Source organism: Hymenobacter roseosalivarius DSM 11622, from assembly GCF_900176135.1.
Lineage (GTDB): Bacteria > Bacteroidota > Bacteroidia > Cytophagales > Hymenobacteraceae > Hymenobacter > Hymenobacter roseosalivarius.
The window spans coordinates 1-20453 of the sequence record NZ_FWWW01000046.1 but is presented as its reverse complement, the minus strand read 5'-3'; the positions used below and the strand labels follow the sequence as shown (position 1 = coordinate 20453).

Below are 20453 nucleotides of genomic sequence, written 5' to 3'. Positions count from 1 at the left end.
TTTTTGCCAAGCTATATCAAAGGTTGATCTCTACCCGGAAACTGGTCTTTAGTTATACGGAACCACGCTTTCCGACCGCTATTTGGCGTTTCTAACAACTATCTCTCCCAGCCCTATTTCTCTTACAAACTTGTTTTCTGGTCTGTAAACTCCACTTTATGTTCCAACGCGTACTATTCACCTTCACCTTTTGTCTGCTGCTTCCGGGGCTAAGCATAGCTCAGGAAACGCGGCTATCTGGTCGTATTATCGACAAGAAGACGAAAGAGCCCATTCCCTTCTCTTCCATTGGGCTGAAAGAAGAGCAAAGTGGCGCTCTTACCAACGAAATCGGCATCTTTCAGATGAGCGGCCCCACCAAAAATGCGCAAGACTCGCTGATCGTTCTGGCCTTGGGTTACGAGCGCACGGCTGTGCTGGTAAAGCGCGGCGCTAGCCAGGCCGACATGGTAATTGAAGTCTCTAAACGGATTTATGAGCTGGCCGAAATAAAAGTACAGGCCAGTAAAGTGAAGGATCTGAAGCTGGGCGCGCGCTCCAATACGCCCGGCGACGGCATGATTCAGGGCATGCCAGGTAGCCAGTATGCCTTTTTCGTAAAAAACGAAAAGGGCAAGAAGCTGGGTAACGTGCGCTCCGTATCGTTTTACATCGGGGAGCACGGCTTCCCCCGCGAGCCTTTCCGGGTGCGCATCTACGCTCCCGACGGCAACTATAGCTCCCCTAACTCCGATTTGCTGACCGAGAACGTCGTGGTATCAGCGCCAGGCGGCGGGCAGTGGTTCACCATTGATTTAACCCAATACAATATCGTGGCTCCGGATGAAGGCTTTTATGTAGCCATGGAATGGATTGTAAGTGGCGACAAGTTCTATACCACCAATTTCGACGACAACTATACACCCTACGGTCAGATCATGCGGCCGACGTTCGAGTTCAAAGAGAGCCGAACCTGGAGCTATACACTCGGCAAAGGCTGGACGCTGATGACGATGTCCGGCGCGGGCGGTTTGCGCTACAACGCTATGATCAAGGCCGAAGTAGATATGATTAAGTAGATCTTATATTAAGTCGATCTTATTTTTATTCAATCGTTATCTGAGTACTACAAAAAAGCCCCCCAGACTAATCCTGGGGGGCTTTTTTGTGCTAGCTGAATTTGCAACAAGTAGCTATCCGCTACTTGTTGAGCACGGCGATTTCAACGCGGCGGTTTTGCTGACGGCCAGCAGCCGTGGCGTTGGAGGCCACCGGTTTCGACTCGCCCATGGGCTGAACAGCCACACGCGAAGCCTCAATCTTACCGTTCTGAACCAGCCAGTTTTTCACCGCCTCGGCGCGCTGCTCGCTCAGCTCTTTATTGTATGATTTGGTATCGCGCGAATCGGCGTGGCCAATGATGCGCATTTGCTTTCCAGCCGAACGCTGACCGATAGAAGCGGATATTTGCTGCAAGGCTTTGGCTGCGCTGGGCTTAATTGTGGCTTTGTCGGTATCGAAGAGTACGGTTTCTTCAAGGCCGTACACACTGTATTGGTCGTTGCCGCGCACAGAGACGTCTGGAAGATTAATCTCGGGGAAATCGACGTCAGGCAGATTCAGCGCGTCCGTATCGATTAAATCACCGTCGGCAACGGCAACGGCAGGACCAGCCTCGCCCTCCCGATAAACTATCGCTGTATCGGCAGTGGCTTCTTCAGGCTCGTTTTTGTTGGCCGGATTTTTCAGGTTGTCGCAACCAGTCAGCAGGACAGCGGCACTAAGAATTGTAAACAGTGATTTTTTCATAGCAGGAGAGAGTAGTGGAGCCCTGTTCTACGAACACGACCCCACAACGGTTCATCTAGCCTATTAGCTCAGCCTATACCTGCTTTACTTTTTCTACTTCGCTTTCTCTGTTGCCTGCACGATAATCCACTGCCGGATGGCCTCTTGGGCCTGGGGCGAGAAAGTAGGCTGCTTCTGACCATTTACGACTGTCCACTGTGCCGGGTCGGCCTGAAACATGTGATTAACGCCTATCAACTTGCGGCTATTTACAGAGCTATTGTGTTTCAGACCTTTTTGCAGCGAGTTAAGATTAATATCAGCTTCGATGTAAGAGTCGGCGGTACCTGAAAGCAACAGTACTGGGCAAGTTACCGCTGACAGCTTATTAACAGGGTCAAAATCCAGGAAGTAGCGGTAACGATCCGTCGTTAATAGACCGGCGCTAACCCTGGCTGTAGCCACGTCAATAGATGGATTCGTTTCTCTCAGCATAATAGCGACCAAGCGTTGCGCTTTTGCATTGTCGGGAGTCTGACGAATGACATCCAGAATTGCCTGCCGACGCATCACGCCAATTTGCATTTGCGTGGTGCTGGCACCCATAGAGCGGTGCAAATCGGCCTGCTGGCGCAGTACCAGGTCGCGGCCTGATAAGCCACTGGCGGCCATAGTAACCACAAAATCAGGAGCCTCTTCCTGGGCGGCGGCCAGCAGAGCAATATTACCCCCCTCTCCGTGTCCAACAACGCCAACTTTGGAAGAATTAATCTCAGGGCGACTGCGCAGCGCACGCATAGCTACCTGTAAGTCGGTTACTAAGCCGGGAGGTGTAGCCTCGTTATAGTCGCCACTCGATTTGCCCACGCCGCGGTCGTCGAAGCGCAGCACGGCGATACCGCGGCGGGTAAGAAAGTCGGCCAGTACGCCCATGGGCCGATAATCACCAACGGCGGCATCACGATCTTGCGGTCCCATATCCGAAATCAATACGACAGCCGGGAAGGGGCCCTCACCGGCCGGAATCGTGAGCATACCGCCCAAGGTTAAGTTGGCGGCAGTATTACTCACCGTTGTTTCCTCCTCACGATAAGGAGGGGTGAGCCGCGCACTCTTAGCGGTACTTATCTGTGCCGACGTGTAGCCAAGGGTTAAGGCCACCTGGTAGCCAGGCTGTTGCCAGGTACCCGTCAATGCTTTGCCATCAGCCGAAACCAAGCCCATAAACTGGCTGCCCGCTTCGGGGGCCACGAACACAATCGTATCGCCGCGCACTTCAACGCTGACGGCCATGCGGCTGATCTTTTGCTGCGGGACATCGAGCGTAGCGAAGAAAGAGCCGCCCGTAAGAGCTACCACTCTGAATACCACCTCTAACTGACCTCCTGGTACAGGTAAAGGCCCCTTCCACAAACCATCTAACGCGGGAGACGCTGCCCGTGCCGGAACTGACATAAGCAGCGCAATAACCAGACAGAGGCCTAAACAAGTCGAGTAGAGAATTTTCTTCATGCACAAGAGAGTGAGGAATGAACGGGTAGTTTGGGGTAAGCGTGTGATAAACCAAAGACGTATGGAATCACTACAGCAGATCGGAAATTTTGCCCTATACAAAACGTGCACCAGAGGCACACAGAAATGGCATTAAGGCCAGAAAAAAACTTTTCCCGGCCTTGATGCCATTTTATACACAAAACAAGATTAACAAACCAGCCTACTGCTTAAGTATCGTCGCAATTTAAGCGGATATTTTACTTATAGAAAATGACATAAATGCATTTAAAAAACGCTACTATGCTTATTAGAGAGTAATAAATTTCGCTTCATTCTCTTACCATATTCTGGCTTATACATCCACTCCTTGATAGTTTAGGCTCAGGCTTTGCTTTTAAATTATACCAATAAATAGCTGCAATAAAAACATGGATATAACTAAAATTTAATTATTCTGTTATGAATATCCGTTTCACCCGTTCGCTCACATTCGTTAGCAGCTCGTAGGCGATGGTGCCAATGCGGGAAGCCAGCTCTACCAACGGTAACTCCTCGCCAAATACGACTACTAAGTCACCAGCCTGCGCATCAGGAATGTGGGTGACATCGACCATGCACATATCCATACATACGTTGCCTAGGATGGGAGCCCGCAGTCCGCGTATTACTACTTCGCCCACGCCGTTGCCAAAGCGCCGGTCGTAGCCATCGGCATAGCCAATGGCTATAGTAGCGATCCGCCGCTCAAAATCAGTGGCAGCTCCACGACGACCGTACCCAACCGTTTGACCAGCAGGCAGTTTCTTAACCTGAGAAATGATTGTTCGCAATGTACTGACTGGGCGCAGGGCAGCTGTATCCTTGCCCGAGGCCTCCACTCCATACAGGCCAATGCCCAGACGCACCATGTCCAGATGAGCCTCTGGAAACCGCACGATGCCAGCGGAGTTCAATGCATGCCTCAACACAGAATAGCCCAGGGCCGCTTCTACAAGCGGAGTCATCCGTTGAAATGCAGCTAGTTGCTGGCGCGAAAAATCGTTATGCTGCTCTTCGTCGGCGCCCGCCAAATGGGTCAGCATACTGGCTACGCGCAGCTGGGGGGCTTTTTTGCGCAGCAGCGTACATAGCTCATCCAAGTCTTCCTCAGCAAACCCCAACCGGCGCATGCCTGTGTCGAGCTTCAGATGAATGGCCGGCATCGGCTGGTCCTGGGCAGCTAAAAGATAATCGTGCAGGCGTTCGAACGAGTAAATTTCGGGCTCCAGATGATACTGCCGCAGCTTCTGGAAGCTGTCGGGCGAAGGATTCATCACCATAATCGGCAGACTAATGCCGTGTTGCCGCAGCTCCACGCCCTCATCGGCGTAGGCCACGGCCAGGTAATCGGCCCGGTGAAACTGGAGCAGGTTGGCCACTTCGTAGCTGCCGCTGCCATAGGCAAAGGCTTTTACCATCACCATCAGGCGGGTGCCGGGCGCGAGACGGGCGCGGTAGTAGTTGAGGTTATGCACCAGCGCATCGAGGTTTACTTCCAGCACCGTACCGTGAATTTTTTGCTGAAAAGCCGCTACGATACGCTCAAACTCAAAGCGGCGGGCACCCTTCACCAGAATCGTTTCGTGGCGAAACTGTTCGGGCTGAAAATTGGCCAGAAACTCTTCTGTTGTCGCAAAAAATGCCCCCTGGAAAGCTCCAAACAGGTGTTGATATTCGCTAATGGCTGGCCCGATGCCGATAACGCGTTCCACGCCGTGGGCCGGCAGCTGAGCCGCAACTCTGGCGTACAACTCCCCGGCCGGCTGGCCCGATTCGAGCACGTCGGAGAGAATGAGCGTGCGCTGCCCGCGGCGGGGCTGGCGGGCCAGGGCATCGAGGGCGAGGGTGAGGCCCGCCAGGTCGTTGTTGTAGGTATCATCGAGAACGTAGCAGTCGTTGAGGGCCTGCTTCATCTCCAGGCGCATCGCTATGGGCAGCAGCCGGTCGAGGCGGCGCTGAATCTCGGCGGTTGGCACGGCGTACCACAGCAGCACGGCTAAGCAATGGAGGGCGTTTTCCACCGAAGGCTCATCGGCGAAGGGCAAGGTAAACGTGTATTCCTCAACTCTCGGGCGAACCAGATTCACATGCACCACCGTGCGCTCGGCACTGGCTTCTGTTACCGTAACGCCCAAATTTGCCCCCTGCTGGTGTTGCCGACTCCAGATAAAGGTGCGAGCCGGACCAAGCATCTGCTGGGCAGCCCTATGAATGGCGTCATGGTCGCGGCAGTAGAAAAGCGTGTCTACCGCTGCAAAAAGCTGCATTTTCTCGTTTACCTTTTCTTCCGCCGAGGGAAAGCCGGCATCGTGGGCCGTGCCGAGGTTGGTGAAGATGCCGAGCGTGGGCTGAATAATATGGGCGAGCTTCACCATTTCACCCCGCTCCGAAATTCCAGCCTCAAAAATCCCGAGCGTGTGCGTTGCGTTCAGTTCCCACACTGATAGCGGCACGCCCACTTGCGAATTGTAGCTGCGCGGGCTTTTACAGATGAGTTCGTCGGAGCCTAGCAGCTGGGCCAGCCACTCTTTCACAATGGTCTTGCCGTTGGAGCCCGTAATACCAATTACCGGAATTTCAAACTGCCGCCGGTGCCAGGCCGCCAGCGCCTGCAAAGCCACCAGACTGTCTTCCACTAGCAGAAAGCCCGCTTCGGGAAATGCCAATTTGCCCCCCGGAATTTCCTCCACTCTATCGACCACAAACAAGCGCACCCCACGCTGATATAGGTCGGGCAGGTAGCGGTGGCCGTTGTGCTGAGCGCCGCGAATAGCAAAGAACAGCGACCCGGCCGGCTGTCCCACGCGCCGGCTGTCGAGCAGCAGGTACTGAACACGAGTTGCTTCGGGGGGCAATTGGAGCAAAGTGCCGCTGGTAAGAGCGGGCAAATCGGTGAACAGTAGCATGGGGAGCAAAGGTACGGCGTGTGGTATCTTTGCGGTCTTTACCGTTTGTTTCTTCGTCGTGCAACTTACTCGCTACCACCTGGCCGCACTCGCGGCTTTTCTTATTTGGGGGTTTTTTCCCATTCCGCTCCGTATGCTCACGAGTTACAGCAGTGGGCAGATTCTGTTCTTTCGAGTGCTCATTTCTCTCCTTATTTTACTGATCATCAACCTGCTTCTCCGCTTTTCGGCCGTGCGGGCGACGTGGCAAAAGTGGCGGAAAGCGCCGATAGGTGAGCGGCGCGGGGTGGCTGGCAGCACCTTGCTGGGGGGTATTTTACTGACGTCCAACTGGCTGCTGTTTATTTATGTCATTAATAAAGTGAGCGTGCAGGCGGGCTCCTTCGCTTACCTCATCTGTCCTATCCTGACGGCGCTGCTGGGGTTTCTGGTGCTGCGCGAAAAGCTGCGGCGCAACCAGTGGCTGGCCATCGGGCTGAGCGCGTTGAGCTGCGCGTTGCTGGGGACGGGCGCGGCGCGCACACTACTCATGAGCCTGGTCGTCGCGGCCACCTACGCCCTTTACCTCATCACCCAGCGCCGCCTGCAAGGCTACGACCGGCTGGTATTACTTACCGTACAGCTTTCCTTGGTTGCTGCCTTTATTCTGCCTACTGCCAGCTTTCTGGGGGCTTCTCCTCTGGCCGGTTTTCACGACACGCATCTGCTCCTGATGACGGCCATATTGAGTGCTGTATTCACGGTGCTACCGCTGTTTCTGAACCTGTATGCCTTGAATGCCCTGCCTTCGGGTACGGTAGGTATTCTGATGTATCTGAATCCGGTCGTAAGCTTTCTGCTGGCTTTTCTTTATTTCAACGAGGCCGCTACTACCCTACAGGCGGTAGCGTACGCTGTTATTCTGGGCTCGGTCGTGCTATATAATATGCGCTTTGGAGATAAACCAGCCATTATTAAGCCCATCCTTTGATCCTTTTGTGCTTAGGCTAAGTTAAACTGTATACGGTACCAAACACCTTTTCACAACGCATGCAGCAGCCCGCCAAAAAGTTTTATACGCCGCCAGAAGCGCTTCAGAAAATAGCCTCTTTCTGCACTTATCAGGAACGCACGTTCAAGGAAACCGAAGACAAGCTCCGCAGCTACGGCCTCACGGAGGACGAAGCCGGCGAAATCATCATCCGCCTGAGTCGGGAAAAACTGCTGGATGAGGAGCGCTACGCCAAGAGCTTCGTGCGCGGCAAGTACCGGCTCAAGAAGTGGGGTCGCCGCCGCATCCTGCAAGACCTCAAGTTTAAAGGTATCTCCGAGTACTGCATCCGGGAAGGCATGAAGGAGATAGACGGCGACGAGTATTACCAGAATCTAGTGGACGTGCTGGAAAAGAAGGACCGCCAGGAAAAGGAGAAGAATTCACGAGTGCGCCGCCAGAAGCTGCAACTTTTTATGACCAGCAAAGGCTATGAGTCTGACCTGATCAAGATGGCGCTGGATGATCTGGGCAAGGAAAAGACAGATGAAGACGAGTAATACTGGTTCTTCGCCCACAGAAAAAGCCCCCCAGAACTGTTCTGGGGGGCTTTTTTAATCAATTCTAACTCGGCCTTAGTAAGGCTGGGCCTCGTGGGCACGCTCTTCAGCCTGCGCTACTGCATCCGATTCTTTCTTACCATTCATGCCGGCCTGGCCATTAGAATTCGACATTTCAGCATGTTTTTTCAAGCCTTCCGCCACGCGCTGACCGTACTCGGGGTCGCACTGGGTGAATAGCTCGACCATCTTATCCTGAATGTGCTGCTCGGCGGCCGAGATGGCATCAACCAAGTTGTTTACCAAGTCTTCCTTTTCCCACTCCTCGTGTAGGCGCCACCGCTCACCGGCCTGCTTGAAGTTGTTCTGCCGATCGATAGTCTCACGAATCAGCACACCATTGTAGTGCGGCTTATGATCCGGGGCCGACCGGGGGGCTTCTTTCAGGCCGTTTAGAGAGGATGGCTCGTAATTCACATGCGGGTTCTGACCGGGGGCCGTATCCACATGGTAGGTCATCTGCCCATCGCGCTGATTAGTAGCAACGTGCTTTTTAGGCGCGTTGATGGGCAGTTGCAAGTAGTTTGTTCCCACGCGGTAGCGCTGGGTGTCAGAGTACGAGAACGTACGACCCTGCAGCATCTTATCATCGGAGAAGTCGAGACCGTCTACCAGAACACCCGTACCGAAAGCCACCTGCTCTACTTCCGCAAAGTAGTTTTCTGGGTTCTTGCTCAGAGTCATTTTGCCGATGGGGTACATCGGGAACTGATCCTCGGGCCAGATCTTGGTGTCGTCCAGCGGATCAAAATCCAGCTCGGGGTGGTCACCATCGGGCATTAGCTGCACGCGGAACTCCCACTGCGGAAACTCGCCTTTGGCAATATGATCGTACAAATCCTGGGTGGCGTGGTTGAAGTTCTTGGCTTGAATCTTCTCGGCTTCCGGCTGAGTCAGGTTTTTGATGCCCTGCAACGGCTCCCAGTGATACTTCACCAAGTGCCCTTCGCCATCGGCATTCACCCACTTATAGGTGTTTACGCCAGAACCCTGCATCTGCCGGTAGTTGGCCGGAATGCCCCAGGGCGAAAACAGGAAGGTGAGCATATGCATCGCCTCGGGCGTGTTGCTCATGAAGTCGAAAATACGCCCCCCATCCTGCCGATTGGTAATCGGATCGGGCTTCAGAGAGTGAATTACGTCCGGGAATTTGAGGGCGTCGCGAATAAAGAACACCTTCAGGTTGTTGCCTACGAGGTCCCAGTTGCCGTCTTCCGTGTAGAATTTTACGGCAAAACCACGCGGGTCGCGCAGGGTTTCGGGGGAGTGGCTACTGTGGATTACGGTAGAAAAACGCACGAATACGGGCGTCTGCTTGCCTTTCTCCTGAAACAGTTTGGCCCGTGTGTACTTGCTGATGGGGTCGTTGCCAACGGTGCCGTAAGATTCAAACACACCATGAGCACCGGCGCCACGAGCGTGCACTACGCGCTCCGGGATACGCTCCCGGTCGAAGTGGCTGATTTTTTCCAGCAGCTGATAGTTCTCCAGCGTCACGGGGCCGCGGTTGCCCACGGTGCGTGAATTTTGGTTGTTGGTAACGGGGTGGCCCTGACGGGTGGTGAGGGTCTGGGCGTTTTCGCCGGCCGCGGTGCGCGTGTCCTGCGAAGAGCCAGCGCCGGTAACGGCCGTACCCGTACCGTTGCCGGACGTGGGATTTTGGTCTTGGTCCATAGGAAAGCTTTGTTTAGGTGATGATTACTTATACGAGAGATGTCGGGAGACAATCTTATATAATTACTGTCAAAGATGCTGCTGTTATAAGTATAAATCAAATCATTTTTTTTGATAATAGTATCAGCAACGCTTATAGTGTATCTTCGGACGGTGAATCTGCAACAGCTTGAATACCTCCTTGCGCTCGACACGCACCGGCAGTTTGTGAGTGCTGCCGGCAGCTGCCACGTAACGCAGCCGGCGCTGAGTATGCAACTCCAAAAACTGGAGGAAGAGTTGGGTGTACTCCTATTCGACCGCAAGAAAAAACGCCTGGAGCCTACTGCCGTGGGCGTTAAAGTAATTCAGCAGGCTCGCCATGTGCTCCGCGAAGTGCAGCTGCTGCGCGAAGTAGTGCAGGTGGAAAAGGGGGAGCTAGTGGGCGAAGTGCGGCTCGGCATTATTCCAACGCTGGCCCCGTACTTGGTACCTTTATTTTTAGTGCCCTTGGCTGAGCGCCATCCCCAGCTGCGGGTGCGGGTGGAGGAGCTGCAATCAGAAGAATTGGTAAGCCGGCTCAAAGCGCACCAGCTCGATATAGGACTCCTTATCACGCCCCTCGACGACGGGCAGCTGCGCGAAGTGCCGCTATTGGAAGAACCATTTTTGGGCTACGTATCAGTATCGCACCCGCTGTATGCGCACGCCACCCTGCGCCCCACCGATCTTTCGGGGGCCGGCTTGTGGCTGCTACAGCAAGGCCATTGCTTTCGCAATCAGGTACTTACTATTTGCGCGCCACCAGATGGCGTACATCCGTACAGCTATGAAAGCGGCTCTATTGAAACCTTAAAGGAGCTGGTACGCCGCAACAACGGCTACACGCTGGTGCCAGAGCTGTCTGTACTGGGGGAGGCGGGTGACAACCCGATGGTAAAGCGCTTCGAGGCGCCAGAGCCGGTGCGCGAAGTAAGCTTAGTAGTGCATCATGGCTTTGTACGCACTCAGCTGCTTACCAATTTGCGCCAGCTGATTCTGGAGCAGGTGCCCGAACGGCTGCACGCGGGCAGAGCGACGCAGAAAATAAAATGGCAGTAAAAAAGCCACCTACCGCTTAGCCGGCCGTTGGGGCGGAGCCATTTGCTGCGTCAGCACCACGCGGCGCCCGGTCATGGTTTCGAGCATAGGACGCAAGATTTTCTCCGCGTTTTGCGTGGTCTGGGGCAGAATACCCGATTGCAGAGCCGTTCGGCGCACGTTGCGCTCGGCGTAGCGGTAGCCTTCGTCGATGAGCTCGGCATCCTGAAAAAACGAGTTTTCGGTGCTGTACACTTTGCTCTGGCTGTGATCGACGCGCCATGTACACAACTCGGGCGCGGGCAAAGCCACTCTCAGGATGGAGTCACCCTCAAACACGACATCCTGGGGGCGCACTTTGGTCATGTCGAGGCAGCCGACCGCCTCCCCGGCCACGATAAGAGCTACTTTGGAGTCGGGCAGAAAGCGGTAGGTGCTTTTGCGATATTCCACCACATCCTTGAAGCGAAAGCGCACCAGCTCCATGCGGCCCAGGCTTTCCACCTTGGTAAGCACCGTGTTATGAGTCACGGTGATTTGCGGCGTGGGCCGCAACGGGTTTTGCAGCTCCGCCAGCGTGGGCTGCACCTTCTCCCACAAAAACCAGCCTAACCCCACCAAAAACAACAACGGCAATAAGCGGCGGAGCAAGCGGATCATGCGGTGAGATAAAACGGCGGGCAGAAAACAAGGTCAATGGCTGGTCTGAATACGTGGCCAACTCATCTTAGGCACTGTTGAGTCGCAACAAATATTCGCTTGCTTTTAATTCGCCGCGCCGAAATCCCCGCTGCTTATTGATCAAGCTACTTCCGGCCACCAGCTGCTTCGCTTCTCAAACCGGGCTCGAAAACCGGCCCAGGCCTGCAAGCCGCCCGTATGCACGGCCACTACGGCACTGCCAGCCGTGAAGTAATCTTGATTCAGTAAATCCAGGACGCCATACAATAGCTTGCTCGTGTACAGGGGATCAAGCAGGACGCCGTGGCGCTGCTGGAATTGCCGGATAAACGTCATTAGATCGGGCGAAAACTTGGCGTATCCCCCGAAATGATATTGCGTCTGCACTGACCATTGGGCCGCAATAGTTTGCCCGGCGGCAGTTGTCAACACGTTAATGTCATCTTGTAGAAAACCGCCGTTCTTCAGCGCTGCCACGCCTACGGCTTGCTGCTGGGGCTTCAGCGCTGCCAAAAAGCCTCCCAGCGTGCCGCCGGTACCGCAGGCTACGCACAGTGTATCGAAGGAAGTTTGGGCGTTCAGCTCGGTTACTAACTCGGCGCAACCGCGCAGAGCAAGCTCGTTTGTGCCGCCTTCGGGCAGTATATAAGCGGGGCCCGTTTGATGGAGCAAGTCAGCTTGGAAACTGGGTTCCTGCTTATAGTGGTACGTGTCACGGTCGAGGTAGCGCAGGGTCATACCGTCGGCCACGGCTTGGACCAGCGTGGGATTCAGTGGGCTTGTTGACTCGCCCCGCACTACGCCAATTGTGCGGAAGCCATACAAACGCCCCGCAGCCGCTACGGCCGCCAAATGATTGGAAAAAGCCCCCCCGAAGGTCAGGAGCGTGTCGTGACCCTGGGCCCTGGCCTCTAGTAAGTTGTACTTGAGCTTGCGCCACTTGTTACCCGGCAGTTCGGGGTGCTTTAAATCATCGCGGAGCAAAATCAGTCGAATACCGTGGTGGCGTGCGGTGGGTTCGTCTAGTTCTTGAAGAATTATCGGGTCGGCTGTGGTCATGAGACGTAGTTACCAAGCTGGAGCTTGGGGGAACTGTGCAGTCGTCTGCCTGTAGCGCGAACTTTTAGTTCGCGTTTCGTTGCGCGACACTCAGAGGCATTGAGCAACGACTTATGCAACGTCAGCGACGATACGCGAACTAAAAGTTCGCGTTACAGGCAAAGTAACTCAGCTGGAGCTTGGTTACACCGCTACCAAATCCTGATTAGCCAGCACCGGCCGCTTTTTCCAGATGTAAAAAGCCACACCTATCAAGCCCAGAATCAAGATGATAGATGAAACCAGCGACACGGTGTTGCCAATGGCGTAGGCCTGCGGCTCAAACTTGAACTCAATGGTATGCTGGCCAGCAGGCACGGGCAGGGCGCGCAGCACATAGTTGGCCCGCAGGTGCGGCACCAGTTTGCCATCGATGTAGGCGTTCCAGCCGTCCTTATAATAGATTTCGGAGAAGACTATAAAGCCATCCTGGGCAGCACTGGCCTGATACTTCAGCGCGTCCGGCGAATAGTTGGTGAGGCGAATGGTGGAGCCGGCGACGTTGTAGGCGGTTTTGGTGAGCGGGAATTTTGAGGCATCCACAACGGCCGTGGTGGCGGGATTGAAGCTGCTGAGGGCCGCAATTTCCTGGTTGGGGCTCTGCACTTGCTGGATTTCAGTAATAAACCACGCGTTGCCGAGGGCACCAGGGTTACGGGCTACCTGCTGAGGCTGCTTCTCGGCGGCCGGAATAATGAGGTAGCGAGTGTTTAGCATGTTGAGGACCGGGGCCGCATCGGGCTTGCTCTGGGCGAAGATTTGCTGTATCTGGGGAGTAATCTGGCGCTCAATTAAATCCTGGTAGCGGCGCAGCTTGGCCCCATGGTAGCCCCCAATGCTTTTGTGGAAGTAAGAGGTATTGGCTTCGTTGAAGGGATTATTCAGGTTCAGCACGCGGTAGCTCAGATCCTTATCCTGCAGAATCTGCTGATCCTGCGGCGTTGGCACAAACTGCTGCGTCACGGTCTCGCGCTGAAAGTTAGAGTCGTTGAGGTAGCGCTTATCTACCGCCCACAGGTCAACGAGGGTGAGGGCGCCGATAGTCAGCGCGGCGGCCGTGGCCGAGATCTTGCGCTGCAAAAAGAAGTACAAAACGCCCCCCGCGGCCAGAATAAAGAACAACGAGCGCAGCACATCAGCCCGGAGCAGGCCAGCGCGGTCCTGGCGAATGGCATCGAGCGGAAAGCCGCTTTGCTGCAATTGCGCATCAATAGGCGAGGCAAAATCGGCCCCCAGACTCAGCAGCCAGGCCAGGATGCATACGCCCGCCGTGCCGGCTACGGCATAGAGCAGCTTGCGCTTGAGGTCGGACGTTTCGGCTAAGTCGACAGCAGGAAGCGTGAGGGCCGGGGGGCCAGCCAATGGTGCCGCAGCCGTGCGGTGGGCGCGCAGCACGCGGGCCAAAGCCAGCACGGCCAGCAATGGCATAGCCAATTGGGCAATGACCAGTGCCATACTCACCGACCGAAACTTATTGTAGCCGGGGAAATAATCGAACATCAGGTTGTTGAAAACCTCGAAGTTCTTACCCCAGGCCAATACGATGGACAACATAGTACCAATCAATAACCAGGCTCGCAAGCGGCGGTCGGCCACGAATAGTCCCAGCACAAACAGCAGGCACACCACCGCGCCCACGTACACGGGGCCGCTAGTGCTGGGCTGATCACCCCAATAAAGCGGCAATTGGCTTAGATAATCACGCAATTGCACCGGCGGCACCCCGAGCTGCGTCAGCGCTTTGCCGGTTGCTGAGCTTTCACTTAGTGCCCCTTGGCTGGCACCACCGAAGTAGTTGGGAATGAGCAACGTAATCGTTTCGCCTACGCCGTAGCTCCAGCCGAACGCATAATCGCGGTCCAGGCCCGAGCCGCTGGGAGCATCATCGGCAGCAGCGGCGGCTGGGGCGCCGGGCGAAGGGGTCGTGAGTTCGGAGCGGCCTCGGATAGAGTACTTGCCATATTCGGCCGTGACGTAGAGGCGGCCAAAGCTGACGCCAACGGCCAATAGAGCCGCAGCTCCTAACAAAGCCGTGCGTCCCAGAAAGTCGGGCAGGCGCTTTTCGCGGAAGGCATAAATCAACTCTACAATCCCAAACACCAACACCAACAATAGCAGATAATAGGTGATTTGCAGGTGATTGGAGCGCACATTCATGGTCAGTCCTAGGGCAAACAAGGCCCCGCCCAGCCAGCGGTTACGCCGAAACGTGACCAGCAGCCCCGCCAGCACCAGCGGCGCGTATGCCAGCGACAGGGACTTGGTATTGTGCCCAGCGGCCAGAATAACGAGGTTGTAACTAGTAAAGCCCAGCGCAATGGCACCCATTACCGCCACCAAAGGCCGCACCCCCAGCGCTACGAACAGAATATAGCCGCAGAGCAGTGCCAGAAACAGATTAGCTACCACCGCCGGCATATTCAGGGTAAGCACCTGGTGCAGATACACCGATAAATCGCCGGGAAAGCGAGTACTGATGAGGTAGGTAGGCATCCCGGAGAACATGGAATTGGTCCAGAGCGCCTCCTGCCCAGTCGCGTCGCGGAAGGTGGCTGCTTCCTGCGAGCCGCCCCTGAACTGCACGATGTCGTGCTGGGCGAGGGTTTTGCCCTCCAGCACCAGGGGTGAGAAGTATACGAACACCAGCACCAGGAAAAACAACACGGCCAGCAGGTGAGGCAGCATCCGCCGCCACAGCGGCACGGCAACGGGAGAAACAGTAGTCATCAGCAAACAAAAGAGTCGATAATCAGCCAAAAAGCCCCCTAGGGCCCGGCAAAGCCTGCCGAAGGTAGGTCGTTTATTTTATTCGGGGAAACGAATGGCGTTCGAGAACGATTTTGGCGGACATAAAAAAGCCCCCCAGCCGCCCGGTTTTGAAACGAGGAAAGCTAGGGGCTTTTTTGCGGGTTTACTACTTATAAGCCAATACCAAAGCAGGCAAACGAATCAAGCAGGTTACTTATGTTGCTTTCTCGCTTTCATCTAGGGCAAGCACCGTAGCCATGGCAGCCGAAATTTGCTTGTCTAGTATCTGAGTAATCAGATCAGCTTCATCCTCAATAGATTGCTGATACTTAAGTGCATCGGTCGTGTGCACCGACTCTTCCCAACGGGCCAACTCGGCCAACGTATTCAGGCGCGTGAGCGATTCATCCAGGTGATGATAAAGCTGTAACCACAGGGCGCGGGAATGGGTCGGATGCGGCTTCAGGGCCAAGCGCAGGTCAAGCAGCTTCATCACTACGGCCGCTAGTGCCTGCAAGCGCAACTGTTCAGTAATGGAAAGTGTGCGGGGCTGACGGTCAATTACGCATAAAGTCCCGATATGGTGGCCATCGGCACTGCGCAACGGATGCCCGGCATAAAAGCGGAGCTGCAGAGCCTCCGCCACATCGGGCTTGGTAAGCTGGCAGGGCGCTTGGAGCAAATCTTCATAGATAGTAGTCCCATCCTGTAAGATGGCCACTGAGCACATACTCTCGTTGCGAGCTACCCGCTCGGCGCCGGCTAAGCCGAAGTTAGCTTTAAACCAAACACTACCCTCTTCCACCAGCGAAACCAGGGCAATAGGTGCATTGAACAACTTGGCCGTAAGACGAACAACCTCGTCAAACACCGCGTCGGGCGCGGTACCTAGCACCAAGTAAGGAGCTAAGGCTTCCAGTCGCTGCGGCTCATTAGCAGGCACATGCGAGCTAGAAGTAGATAACGTCATAAGAAATTAAGTATGGTACTACCGGAAGCGCGCAAAGGCATCCAGCAAGGCAATCTTTTAGTTTATCAAGATGAATTATTTTACCTCCTCGTACTCCACGTAGTCGCCGCCTTTGAACTCGGTATCCGGGCGGGCTTGGGGCTGGGGTGGCACGTACTCGACGCGCACCTCGCCGGGCGCCGGAGTCGGGCCGGGCGGGCGGCTGAAGGGTGAGGCCTGCCCAAACGGCGGAGCTTGTCCAAACTGCTGGCCGTAGCGGCGGACTTGCTTTTTGATGAACATCCCCACCACCAGCCGCAACACCACGGGCAGCACAAAGCGCACGAGCAGCGAAATAATGAGCAGAGTGAGAAGAAACTTGGTCATGGGCGGGAAGGCGAGGACTCGGGTTGAAAGTAGAAGTCGGCCGTAACGGCGCTGGTGAGTTGCTCGGCCGAGCAGGGTACAAGTTCAGAACGCACCGAGAGCACAAATGGTTTATAGCCCAGCTCAGCGAGCAATTTTACTACGCTCTGGCGGTTTTCCAGGCCATTCAGCTCCGTTTGGATAAGGGGCCGGCAGCGGCGCAGCGTGGCTTGCAGATGGCGAAACACCTCGTGCTCAAAGCCTTCCACGTCGCATTTTACAAAATCCAGGCGGGGCAGATCGGCCAGCAGCTCGTCGGGCACGCGCATGGGCACCTCGTAGGTGCGGGCGTAGGTTTCGTTGGGGTTGGAAGCCGCTACTTTGGTCATGCCGTGGTGCAGCAGCCCATCGCGCTCGGGCGTACCCATTCGCACGGTGGTATTTTGCCCCCCAAGAGCGTAGGGCAGCAGCGTGAGGTTATCGAGGCCGCTGAGGCGCACGTTGTCGCGCCATATTTTCTGGAAATCCGGGATGGGCTCTACGGCCAATACCCTTCCTTCCGTGCCTACCAGGCGCGACAACGCCACGGAGTAGTAGCCCAGGTTCGCGCCAATATCCAGGCACACGAAGCCAGGCCGGATAATCTTCTCTAGAAAAAACAGTTCGGGATACTTGGCCCGCCCCCAGCCCGCCCCCACCAGCCTCAGGTACACGCGGCTCACGAAACGAATGTAGCGCTCAAAGCCGAGGGCCTGGACCAAGAGTTTGCGGAGTTGTTTTACCATAACGGCGGCAAAGGTAGCATGTCCGGTTACGTGGACGCACTAAACTGAGCCGCGTCAAGCATAGCCGTTTACTTTCTCCGCATGCGCGTTGCCCACGCTGCGCCCGCTGCGGTCAGCCCACCAATCAGGTACCAGGCCACCGTCATCAGCTTGGTTTGGGGAGTACGGCTGCTGGGAGCTTTGCCTAAGCCCATCGGGCCGGGTAGCACCACACCGCCTATGCCTGCGGCTAAGCCAAGCAGGGCACCGCGTTGCCAAGCATTTTTGCCGGCGCCTACCAAGCTGTAGTACAAGCCGTTGGAAAGTAGGTCGCCGGCCATTGTTAAGTTGAACAAGGTATCGTGGTCGGGCTGGGGGGCATTTGCCTTGCCCAGCAGCTTGCGCAGGCCGCGCATACCCAGCACGTCCATGCGCGGCGCAGTAGCGGGTAATATGTGGCGGACGGTTTCGTGCACGGCCGTCAGCACAACGGCGCCCGCAAGGCCATTACCTAAAGCGCGAACTACGGTAGCAGATTTCATCTGGTATGGGGGTCAAATTCAAACGAACGCCGGCTATTATGTCGGCTATCTTTTTCCAAACGCATAACAGCTACGGCCTGTTGTTCGCTTTTGCTAATGGTTGAGGTTAGAAAAAAGCCCCCCAGCATTGCACTAGTTTCCGGCGCCTGCCTATCTTTGTTCTTCCTGGCGGCTACGGCCGCGGAGAATACGCCTCTTTAGCTCAGTTGGTAGAGCAGCTCATTCGTAATGAGCAGGTCGTTGGTTCGAGTCCAATAAGAGGCTCTTCGTAAAAAAGGCCCCCAAAGTCGCAGATGCGACTTTGGGGGCCTTTTTTCTTCCGCACTTTGCTAACAGGGCTGAAATCCACAATAGCAGCGGCCGATATCAGCACCTGAAGTAAACGTGGAAGGTGGAGCCAACTCCGAGCTGGCTTTCCACCTCAATTTTGCCCCCCGCGTTGTCAATTATCTTTTTAACAATGTATAGCCCAATACCTGAGCCCTCTACGTGGGTATGGTAGCGCTGAAACATGACAAACAGCTGTCCTTCCCGCATCAGGTCGAGTCCCAGTCTGTTATCCTAAACCTCCAAAATAGCATAGCCGGCTTCGAGACGGCAGCTGATCCGCACATGGGCCGGGCGGTTGGGTGACGGTATTTGAACGCATTGCTCAACAGATTATACACGATCGAGCGCAGGTTTTTCTTGGAAAAAGATAGCGTGGGATATGCCTCTACATCCACCTCCAGCTACGCCTGTACTTGCTCCATCAGCGGCATCAAGTCCAGGCGGATGTCTTCAATAACCTCCGCTAGATCAACGGTTATGGCGGGCTGATCGTGCTCCTTTTGCAGCTTTGACACCTCGGTCAGGTGGTCGATGGTATTTTTGAAACGATCAACCGCGCCCTGCATCAATGACAGAATGAAGTTCACGTCGCCTTCCTGACTGCTGGGGGGCAATTGTTGTTGCAGCGCATGTAGCAGGCCCTTGATGTTAATAATAGGCGCTTTCAAATCATGCGAGGTCGTATAGATGAAGTTGTCCAGATCCACGTTCGTTCGCCGGAGCTAGTCATTGCTGTTACCCAGCTCCGCGTTGGCGGCGGGGGCCTGACTAAACAGCGTGTCCAACTGCTGACGCTGGGTTTCTAATCGGTCCAGCCCTTCCCATTCGCGTACCTGGCTTTCGCGCAGGGCTGGCTCTACCATACTACGGTCCTGATCGGCGGTATCGGTGAAGCTTACCACCAACAGCTCGCCACTGCGCTGGGCTGCCAGATGAAAGTAGTTGTCGAGTCCGTCGGCCTGGTAATTCAGCTTATACTGACCGGCTTCGCCAGTTTCAAACGCCCGTCGGTAGAAGTCAAAGACTCCGTTAGATAGGGAGCCAGGGAAGCGGGTTGGTATGGTTCCACCTGGCCGCTCTGGTAAACTGACCATCCGCTGCCCGGCCGGATTGACATAGTCAATCTGGAAGTTCACTATTTCACTGCCGCCCGCTCCATACACGGGGAAGGCAGGTTCACAGCTATCAGGGATATATCGAGTAGGGTGTAAAGCAGGTCGCTGGGGATAGATAAGGCAGCCAACGGCGCGCACGAATCGCGCACAGCATTACGGTTAAGTTCTAGGCTGTGCTGTGGGATAAGGTGGATAGGGTAGAAACAGCGCGATACTAAGGAAAGCAGATTCGGTGACACGGTAGAGCACCCCCGCCAGCGGTAACTCACGGATTTTACCCGAGGCAGTGTTTTAGCTAAGGCGGGGGTTTCTTTCATCTCTCAGCGAATTGATACGACACTTATTGACTGACACCGCACTGCTGACAAACGCCCGTCAGTAGATATTCGCGCGATGTAGCCTGAAAACCCCCTGGCAGCGCCACGGCCGGAATAGCCACATGATTGAGGCAGTACGTGCGCAGGCAGGCGGAACACTTGAAGTGTACATGATCATCGGCGTGCGCGTGGGGGGGGCATTCGCGTGAGCAAAGTGCGAAGCGGAGGATATCGGTATTGTCGATAACGCGGTGAACCACGCCCTTTTCCTCGAACGTTTTCAGGGTGCGGTACAAGGTAATCCGGTCGGTGTTGGAGTCCAGGCTTTGCTCCAGATCATGGCTGGACTGCGCGTAGGTTTTGGCCAGAAACGCCCGCAAAACAGCCTGTCGGATGGGCGTTTGACGCAGCCCATGTTGGGCAAGCAGAGTAGCGGCAGAATCGGCAACGGACATACGGGTTCGAAAACGTAAACGGAAAAGCACCAGTGCCGGCAGCTTTATTTGGCCAGGGCATTGTAAAAATACGACCGACCAGCGTTGTGGAGCCACCCGAACTGATTCCAGGGCGGCATTCGCACGGCCAGCACCACCAAAAAGGTCCTCCCTCCATGAAGCAGGCCCTTTTTTACTTTATACCAGCAACGCCTACTTAGTAGGCATTAGTACCGCGTCGATGGAAGGAACGGTACCGTTGGTGGCTTTAATGTCGAGAATGGTTACGGTTGCCGAGCCACCTTTGGCATCGCGAATCGTGAAGGTGCCGCCCTATAGGCTCACGGCCAGCGACTCGCCCCGCCCCGTTTTGATGGTTTGACCGTCTTTCAAGTCAGCAGCCATCGTGTTGCCGGGCATCACATGGCAGGTCAGAATATTGCTGAGCTGCTGCTTATTCGCCTCTACTTGTAAGCAGCGTTTTCACTTTAGTCTTCTTCCCGAAGCACTCATTTATTCGGGGCCGAATTTCCCAGAAAAGCCCCCCAGGGCACAAAAAAAGCCGGACGTGAGAGCGTCC

General features: G+C 55.2%; 19 protein-coding genes, 1 tRNA gene and 1 pseudogene. 5 read left to right on the top strand and 16 right to left on the bottom strand.

What is annotated here, in order from left to right:
* Window positions 1-158: 158 nt before the first annotated feature.
* Window positions 159-1058, top strand: coding sequence for a carboxypeptidase-like regulatory domain-containing protein (locus B9A24_RS04125; protein ID WP_084443909.1), 900 nt, complete (start codon window positions 159-161; stop codon window positions 1056-1058).
* A 121-nt stretch (window positions 1059-1179) separates the two neighbouring features.
* Here B9A24_RS04125 and B9A24_RS04120 read toward each other — a convergent pair whose 3' ends face one another.
* From B9A24_RS04120 to B9A24_RS04110, 3 genes are all read right to left on the bottom strand, one after another.
* Window positions 1180-1788, bottom strand: a complete 609-nt coding sequence (locus B9A24_RS04120; protein ID WP_084443908.1) for an OmpA family protein — start codon at window positions 1786-1788, stop codon at window positions 1180-1182.
* A 93-nt stretch (window positions 1789-1881) separates the two neighbouring features.
* Window positions 1882-3126: an alpha/beta hydrolase gene (locus tag B9A24_RS04115; protein WP_234996963.1), complete on the bottom strand. Its 1245-nt coding sequence runs from the start codon at window positions 3124-3126 to the stop codon at window positions 1882-1884.
* 584 nt (window positions 3127-3710) lie between these two features.
* On the bottom strand, window positions 3711-6206 hold the full coding sequence (locus B9A24_RS04110) for a bifunctional UDP-N-acetylmuramoyl-tripeptide:D-alanyl-D-alanine ligase/alanine racemase (protein WP_084443906.1): 2496 nt from the start codon (window positions 6204-6206) through the stop codon (window positions 3711-3713).
* Between B9A24_RS04110 and B9A24_RS04105 the strand changes: the two genes are divergently transcribed.
* Window positions 6205-7176, top strand: coding sequence for an EamA family transporter (locus B9A24_RS04105; protein WP_084443905.1), 972 nt, complete (start codon window positions 6205-6207; stop codon window positions 7174-7176). The two genes, B9A24_RS04110 and B9A24_RS04105, sit on opposite strands and share 2 nt — an antisense overlap.
* A 59-nt stretch (window positions 7177-7235) precedes the next feature.
* Window positions 7236-7736, top strand: a complete 501-nt coding sequence (locus B9A24_RS04100; protein ID WP_084443904.1) for a regulatory protein RecX — start codon at window positions 7236-7238, stop codon at window positions 7734-7736.
* A 75-nt stretch (window positions 7737-7811) separates the two neighbouring features.
* Here the strand turns inward: B9A24_RS04100 and B9A24_RS04095 are convergent, their stop codons facing one another.
* Entirely contained in the window at window positions 7812-9470 is a 1659-nt protein-coding gene (locus tag B9A24_RS04095) for a catalase (RefSeq protein WP_084443903.1), read from the bottom strand.
* 153 nt (window positions 9471-9623) lie between these two features.
* On the opposite strand from B9A24_RS04095, the gene B9A24_RS04090 reads away from it, so the two are divergent.
* Window positions 9624-10550 carry a hydrogen peroxide-inducible genes activator gene (locus B9A24_RS04090; protein WP_084443956.1) on the top strand — a complete coding sequence of 309 codons (927 nt, stop codon included), beginning with the start codon at window positions 9624-9626 and terminating at the stop codon, window positions 10548-10550.
* Window positions 10551-10559: 9 nt separating this feature from the next.
* On the opposite strand, the gene B9A24_RS04085 is transcribed toward B9A24_RS04090, so the two are convergent.
* The 7 genes from B9A24_RS04085 to B9A24_RS04055 all read right to left on the bottom strand — a co-directional run bounded on the left by B9A24_RS04085 (window position 10560) and on the right by B9A24_RS04055 (window position 17677).
* Window positions 10560-11189 (bottom strand): DUF4230 domain-containing protein, encoded by a 630-nt coding sequence (locus B9A24_RS04085; protein WP_084443902.1) that lies wholly within the window; start codon window positions 11187-11189, stop codon window positions 10560-10562.
* Between the two features lie 141 nt (window positions 11190-11330).
* A complete protein-coding gene (locus B9A24_RS04080; protein WP_084443901.1) occupies window positions 11331-12269 on the bottom strand; it encodes a 1-aminocyclopropane-1-carboxylate deaminase/D-cysteine desulfhydrase in 939 nt (312 codons plus the stop codon).
* 183 nt (window positions 12270-12452) lie between these two features.
* On the bottom strand, window positions 12453-15035 hold the full coding sequence (locus tag B9A24_RS04075) for a YfhO family protein (RefSeq protein ID WP_084443900.1): 2583 nt from the start codon (window positions 15033-15035) through the stop codon (window positions 12453-12455).
* Between the two features lie 235 nt (window positions 15036-15270).
* The gene (locus B9A24_RS04070; protein WP_084443899.1) at window positions 15271-16026 is read right to left on the bottom strand and encodes a GAF domain-containing protein; all 756 of its coding nucleotides are present in this window, start codon (window positions 16024-16026) and stop codon (window positions 15271-15273) included.
* A 75-nt stretch (window positions 16027-16101) separates the two neighbouring features.
* The gene (locus B9A24_RS04065; RefSeq protein WP_084443898.1) at window positions 16102-16392 is read right to left on the bottom strand and encodes a DUF4834 family protein; all 291 of its coding nucleotides are present in this window, start codon (window positions 16390-16392) and stop codon (window positions 16102-16104) included.
* Window positions 16389-17156: an FkbM family methyltransferase gene (locus B9A24_RS04060; protein ID WP_084443897.1), complete on the bottom strand. Its 768-nt coding sequence runs from the start codon at window positions 17154-17156 to the stop codon at window positions 16389-16391. Before B9A24_RS04060 ends, B9A24_RS04065 begins: the two co-directional genes overlap by 4 nt.
* Before the next feature lie 68 nt (window positions 17157-17224).
* A complete protein-coding gene (locus B9A24_RS04055) occupies window positions 17225-17677 on the bottom strand; it encodes a hypothetical protein (protein ID WP_084443896.1) in 453 nt (150 codons plus the stop codon).
* A 191-nt stretch (window positions 17678-17868) separates the two neighbouring features.
* Between B9A24_RS04055 and B9A24_RS04050 the strand changes: the two genes are divergently transcribed.
* Window positions 17869-17941, top strand: a tRNA-Thr gene (locus tag B9A24_RS04050).
* A gap of 102 nt (window positions 17942-18043) precedes the next feature.
* On the opposite strand, the gene B9A24_RS23175 is transcribed toward B9A24_RS04050, so the two are convergent.
* The 5 genes and pseudogenes from B9A24_RS23175 to B9A24_RS22575 all read right to left on the bottom strand — a co-directional run.
* Window positions 18044-18214 carry an ATP-binding protein gene (locus B9A24_RS23175; RefSeq protein WP_084443895.1) on the bottom strand — a complete coding sequence of 57 codons (171 nt, stop codon included), beginning with the start codon at window positions 18212-18214 and terminating at the stop codon, window positions 18044-18046.
* A gap of 194 nt (window positions 18215-18408) precedes the next feature.
* Window positions 18409-18714 carry a histidine kinase dimerization/phospho-acceptor domain-containing protein gene (locus B9A24_RS04040; RefSeq protein ID WP_084443894.1) on the bottom strand — a complete coding sequence of 102 codons (306 nt, stop codon included), beginning with the start codon at window positions 18712-18714 and terminating at the stop codon, window positions 18409-18411.
* A gap of 15 nt (window positions 18715-18729) precedes the next feature.
* Window positions 18730-19143, bottom strand: a complete 414-nt coding sequence (locus B9A24_RS04035) for a hypothetical protein (RefSeq protein ID WP_143434747.1) — start codon at window positions 19141-19143, stop codon at window positions 18730-18732.
* Between the two features lie 319 nt (window positions 19144-19462).
* On the bottom strand, window positions 19463-19894 hold the full coding sequence (locus B9A24_RS04030; RefSeq protein WP_084443892.1) for a Fur family transcriptional regulator: 432 nt from the start codon (window positions 19892-19894) through the stop codon (window positions 19463-19465).
* A 312-nt stretch (window positions 19895-20206) separates the two neighbouring features.
* A pseudogene (locus B9A24_RS22575) lies at window positions 20207-20329 on the bottom strand (fasciclin domain-containing protein); the annotation flags it as partial.
* Window positions 20330-20453: the final 124 nt, after the last annotated feature.

What these genes read in the sequence shown, in the direction of transcription:
- B9A24_RS04030 (WP_084443892.1), bottom strand. Translation starts at nt 19,894, where the DNA reads ATGTCCGTTGCCGATTCTGCCGCTACTCTGCTTGCCCAACATGGGCTG.
- B9A24_RS04110 (WP_084443906.1), bottom strand. Translation starts at nt 6,206, where the DNA reads ATGCTACTGTTCACCGATTTGCCCGCTCTTACCAGCGGCACTTTGCTC.
- B9A24_RS04075 (WP_084443900.1), bottom strand. Translation starts at nt 15,035, where the DNA reads ATGACTACTGTTTCTCCCGTTGCCGTGCCGCTGTGGCGGCGGATGCTG.
- B9A24_RS04120 (WP_084443908.1), bottom strand. Translation starts at nt 1,788, where the DNA reads ATGAAAAAATCACTGTTTACAATTCTTAGTGCCGCTGTCCTGCTGACT.
- B9A24_RS04085 (WP_084443902.1), bottom strand. Translation starts at nt 11,189, where the DNA reads ATGATCCGCTTGCTCCGCCGCTTATTGCCGTTGTTGTTTTTGGTGGGG.
- B9A24_RS04055 (WP_084443896.1), bottom strand. Translation starts at nt 17,677, where the DNA reads ATGAAATCTGCTACCGTAGTTCGCGCTTTAGGTAATGGCCTTGCGGGC.
- B9A24_RS04080 (WP_084443901.1), bottom strand. Translation starts at nt 12,269, where the DNA reads ATGACCACAGCCGACCCGATAATTCTTCAAGAACTAGACGAACCCACC.
- B9A24_RS04095 (WP_084443903.1), bottom strand. Translation starts at nt 9,470, where the DNA reads ATGGACCAAGACCAAAATCCCACGTCCGGCAACGGTACGGGTACGGCC.
- B9A24_RS04125 (WP_084443909.1), top strand. Translation starts at nt 159, where the DNA reads ATGTTCCAACGCGTACTATTCACCTTCACCTTTTGTCTGCTGCTTCCG.
- B9A24_RS04100 (WP_084443904.1), top strand. Translation starts at nt 7,236, where the DNA reads ATGCAGCAGCCCGCCAAAAAGTTTTATACGCCGCCAGAAGCGCTTCAG.
- B9A24_RS04065 (WP_084443898.1), bottom strand. Translation starts at nt 16,392, where the DNA reads ATGACCAAGTTTCTTCTCACTCTGCTCATTATTTCGCTGCTCGTGCGC.
- B9A24_RS04060 (WP_084443897.1), bottom strand. Translation starts at nt 17,156, where the DNA reads ATGGTAAAACAACTCCGCAAACTCTTGGTCCAGGCCCTCGGCTTTGAG.
- B9A24_RS04070 (WP_084443899.1), bottom strand. Translation starts at nt 16,026, where the DNA reads ATGACGTTATCTACTTCTAGCTCGCATGTGCCTGCTAATGAGCCGCAG.
- B9A24_RS23175 (WP_084443895.1), bottom strand. Translation starts at nt 18,214, where the DNA reads ATGCGGGAAGGACAGCTGTTTGTCATGTTTCAGCGCTACCATACCCAC.
- B9A24_RS04105 (WP_084443905.1), top strand. Translation starts at nt 6,205, where the DNA reads ATGGGGAGCAAAGGTACGGCGTGTGGTATCTTTGCGGTCTTTACCGTT.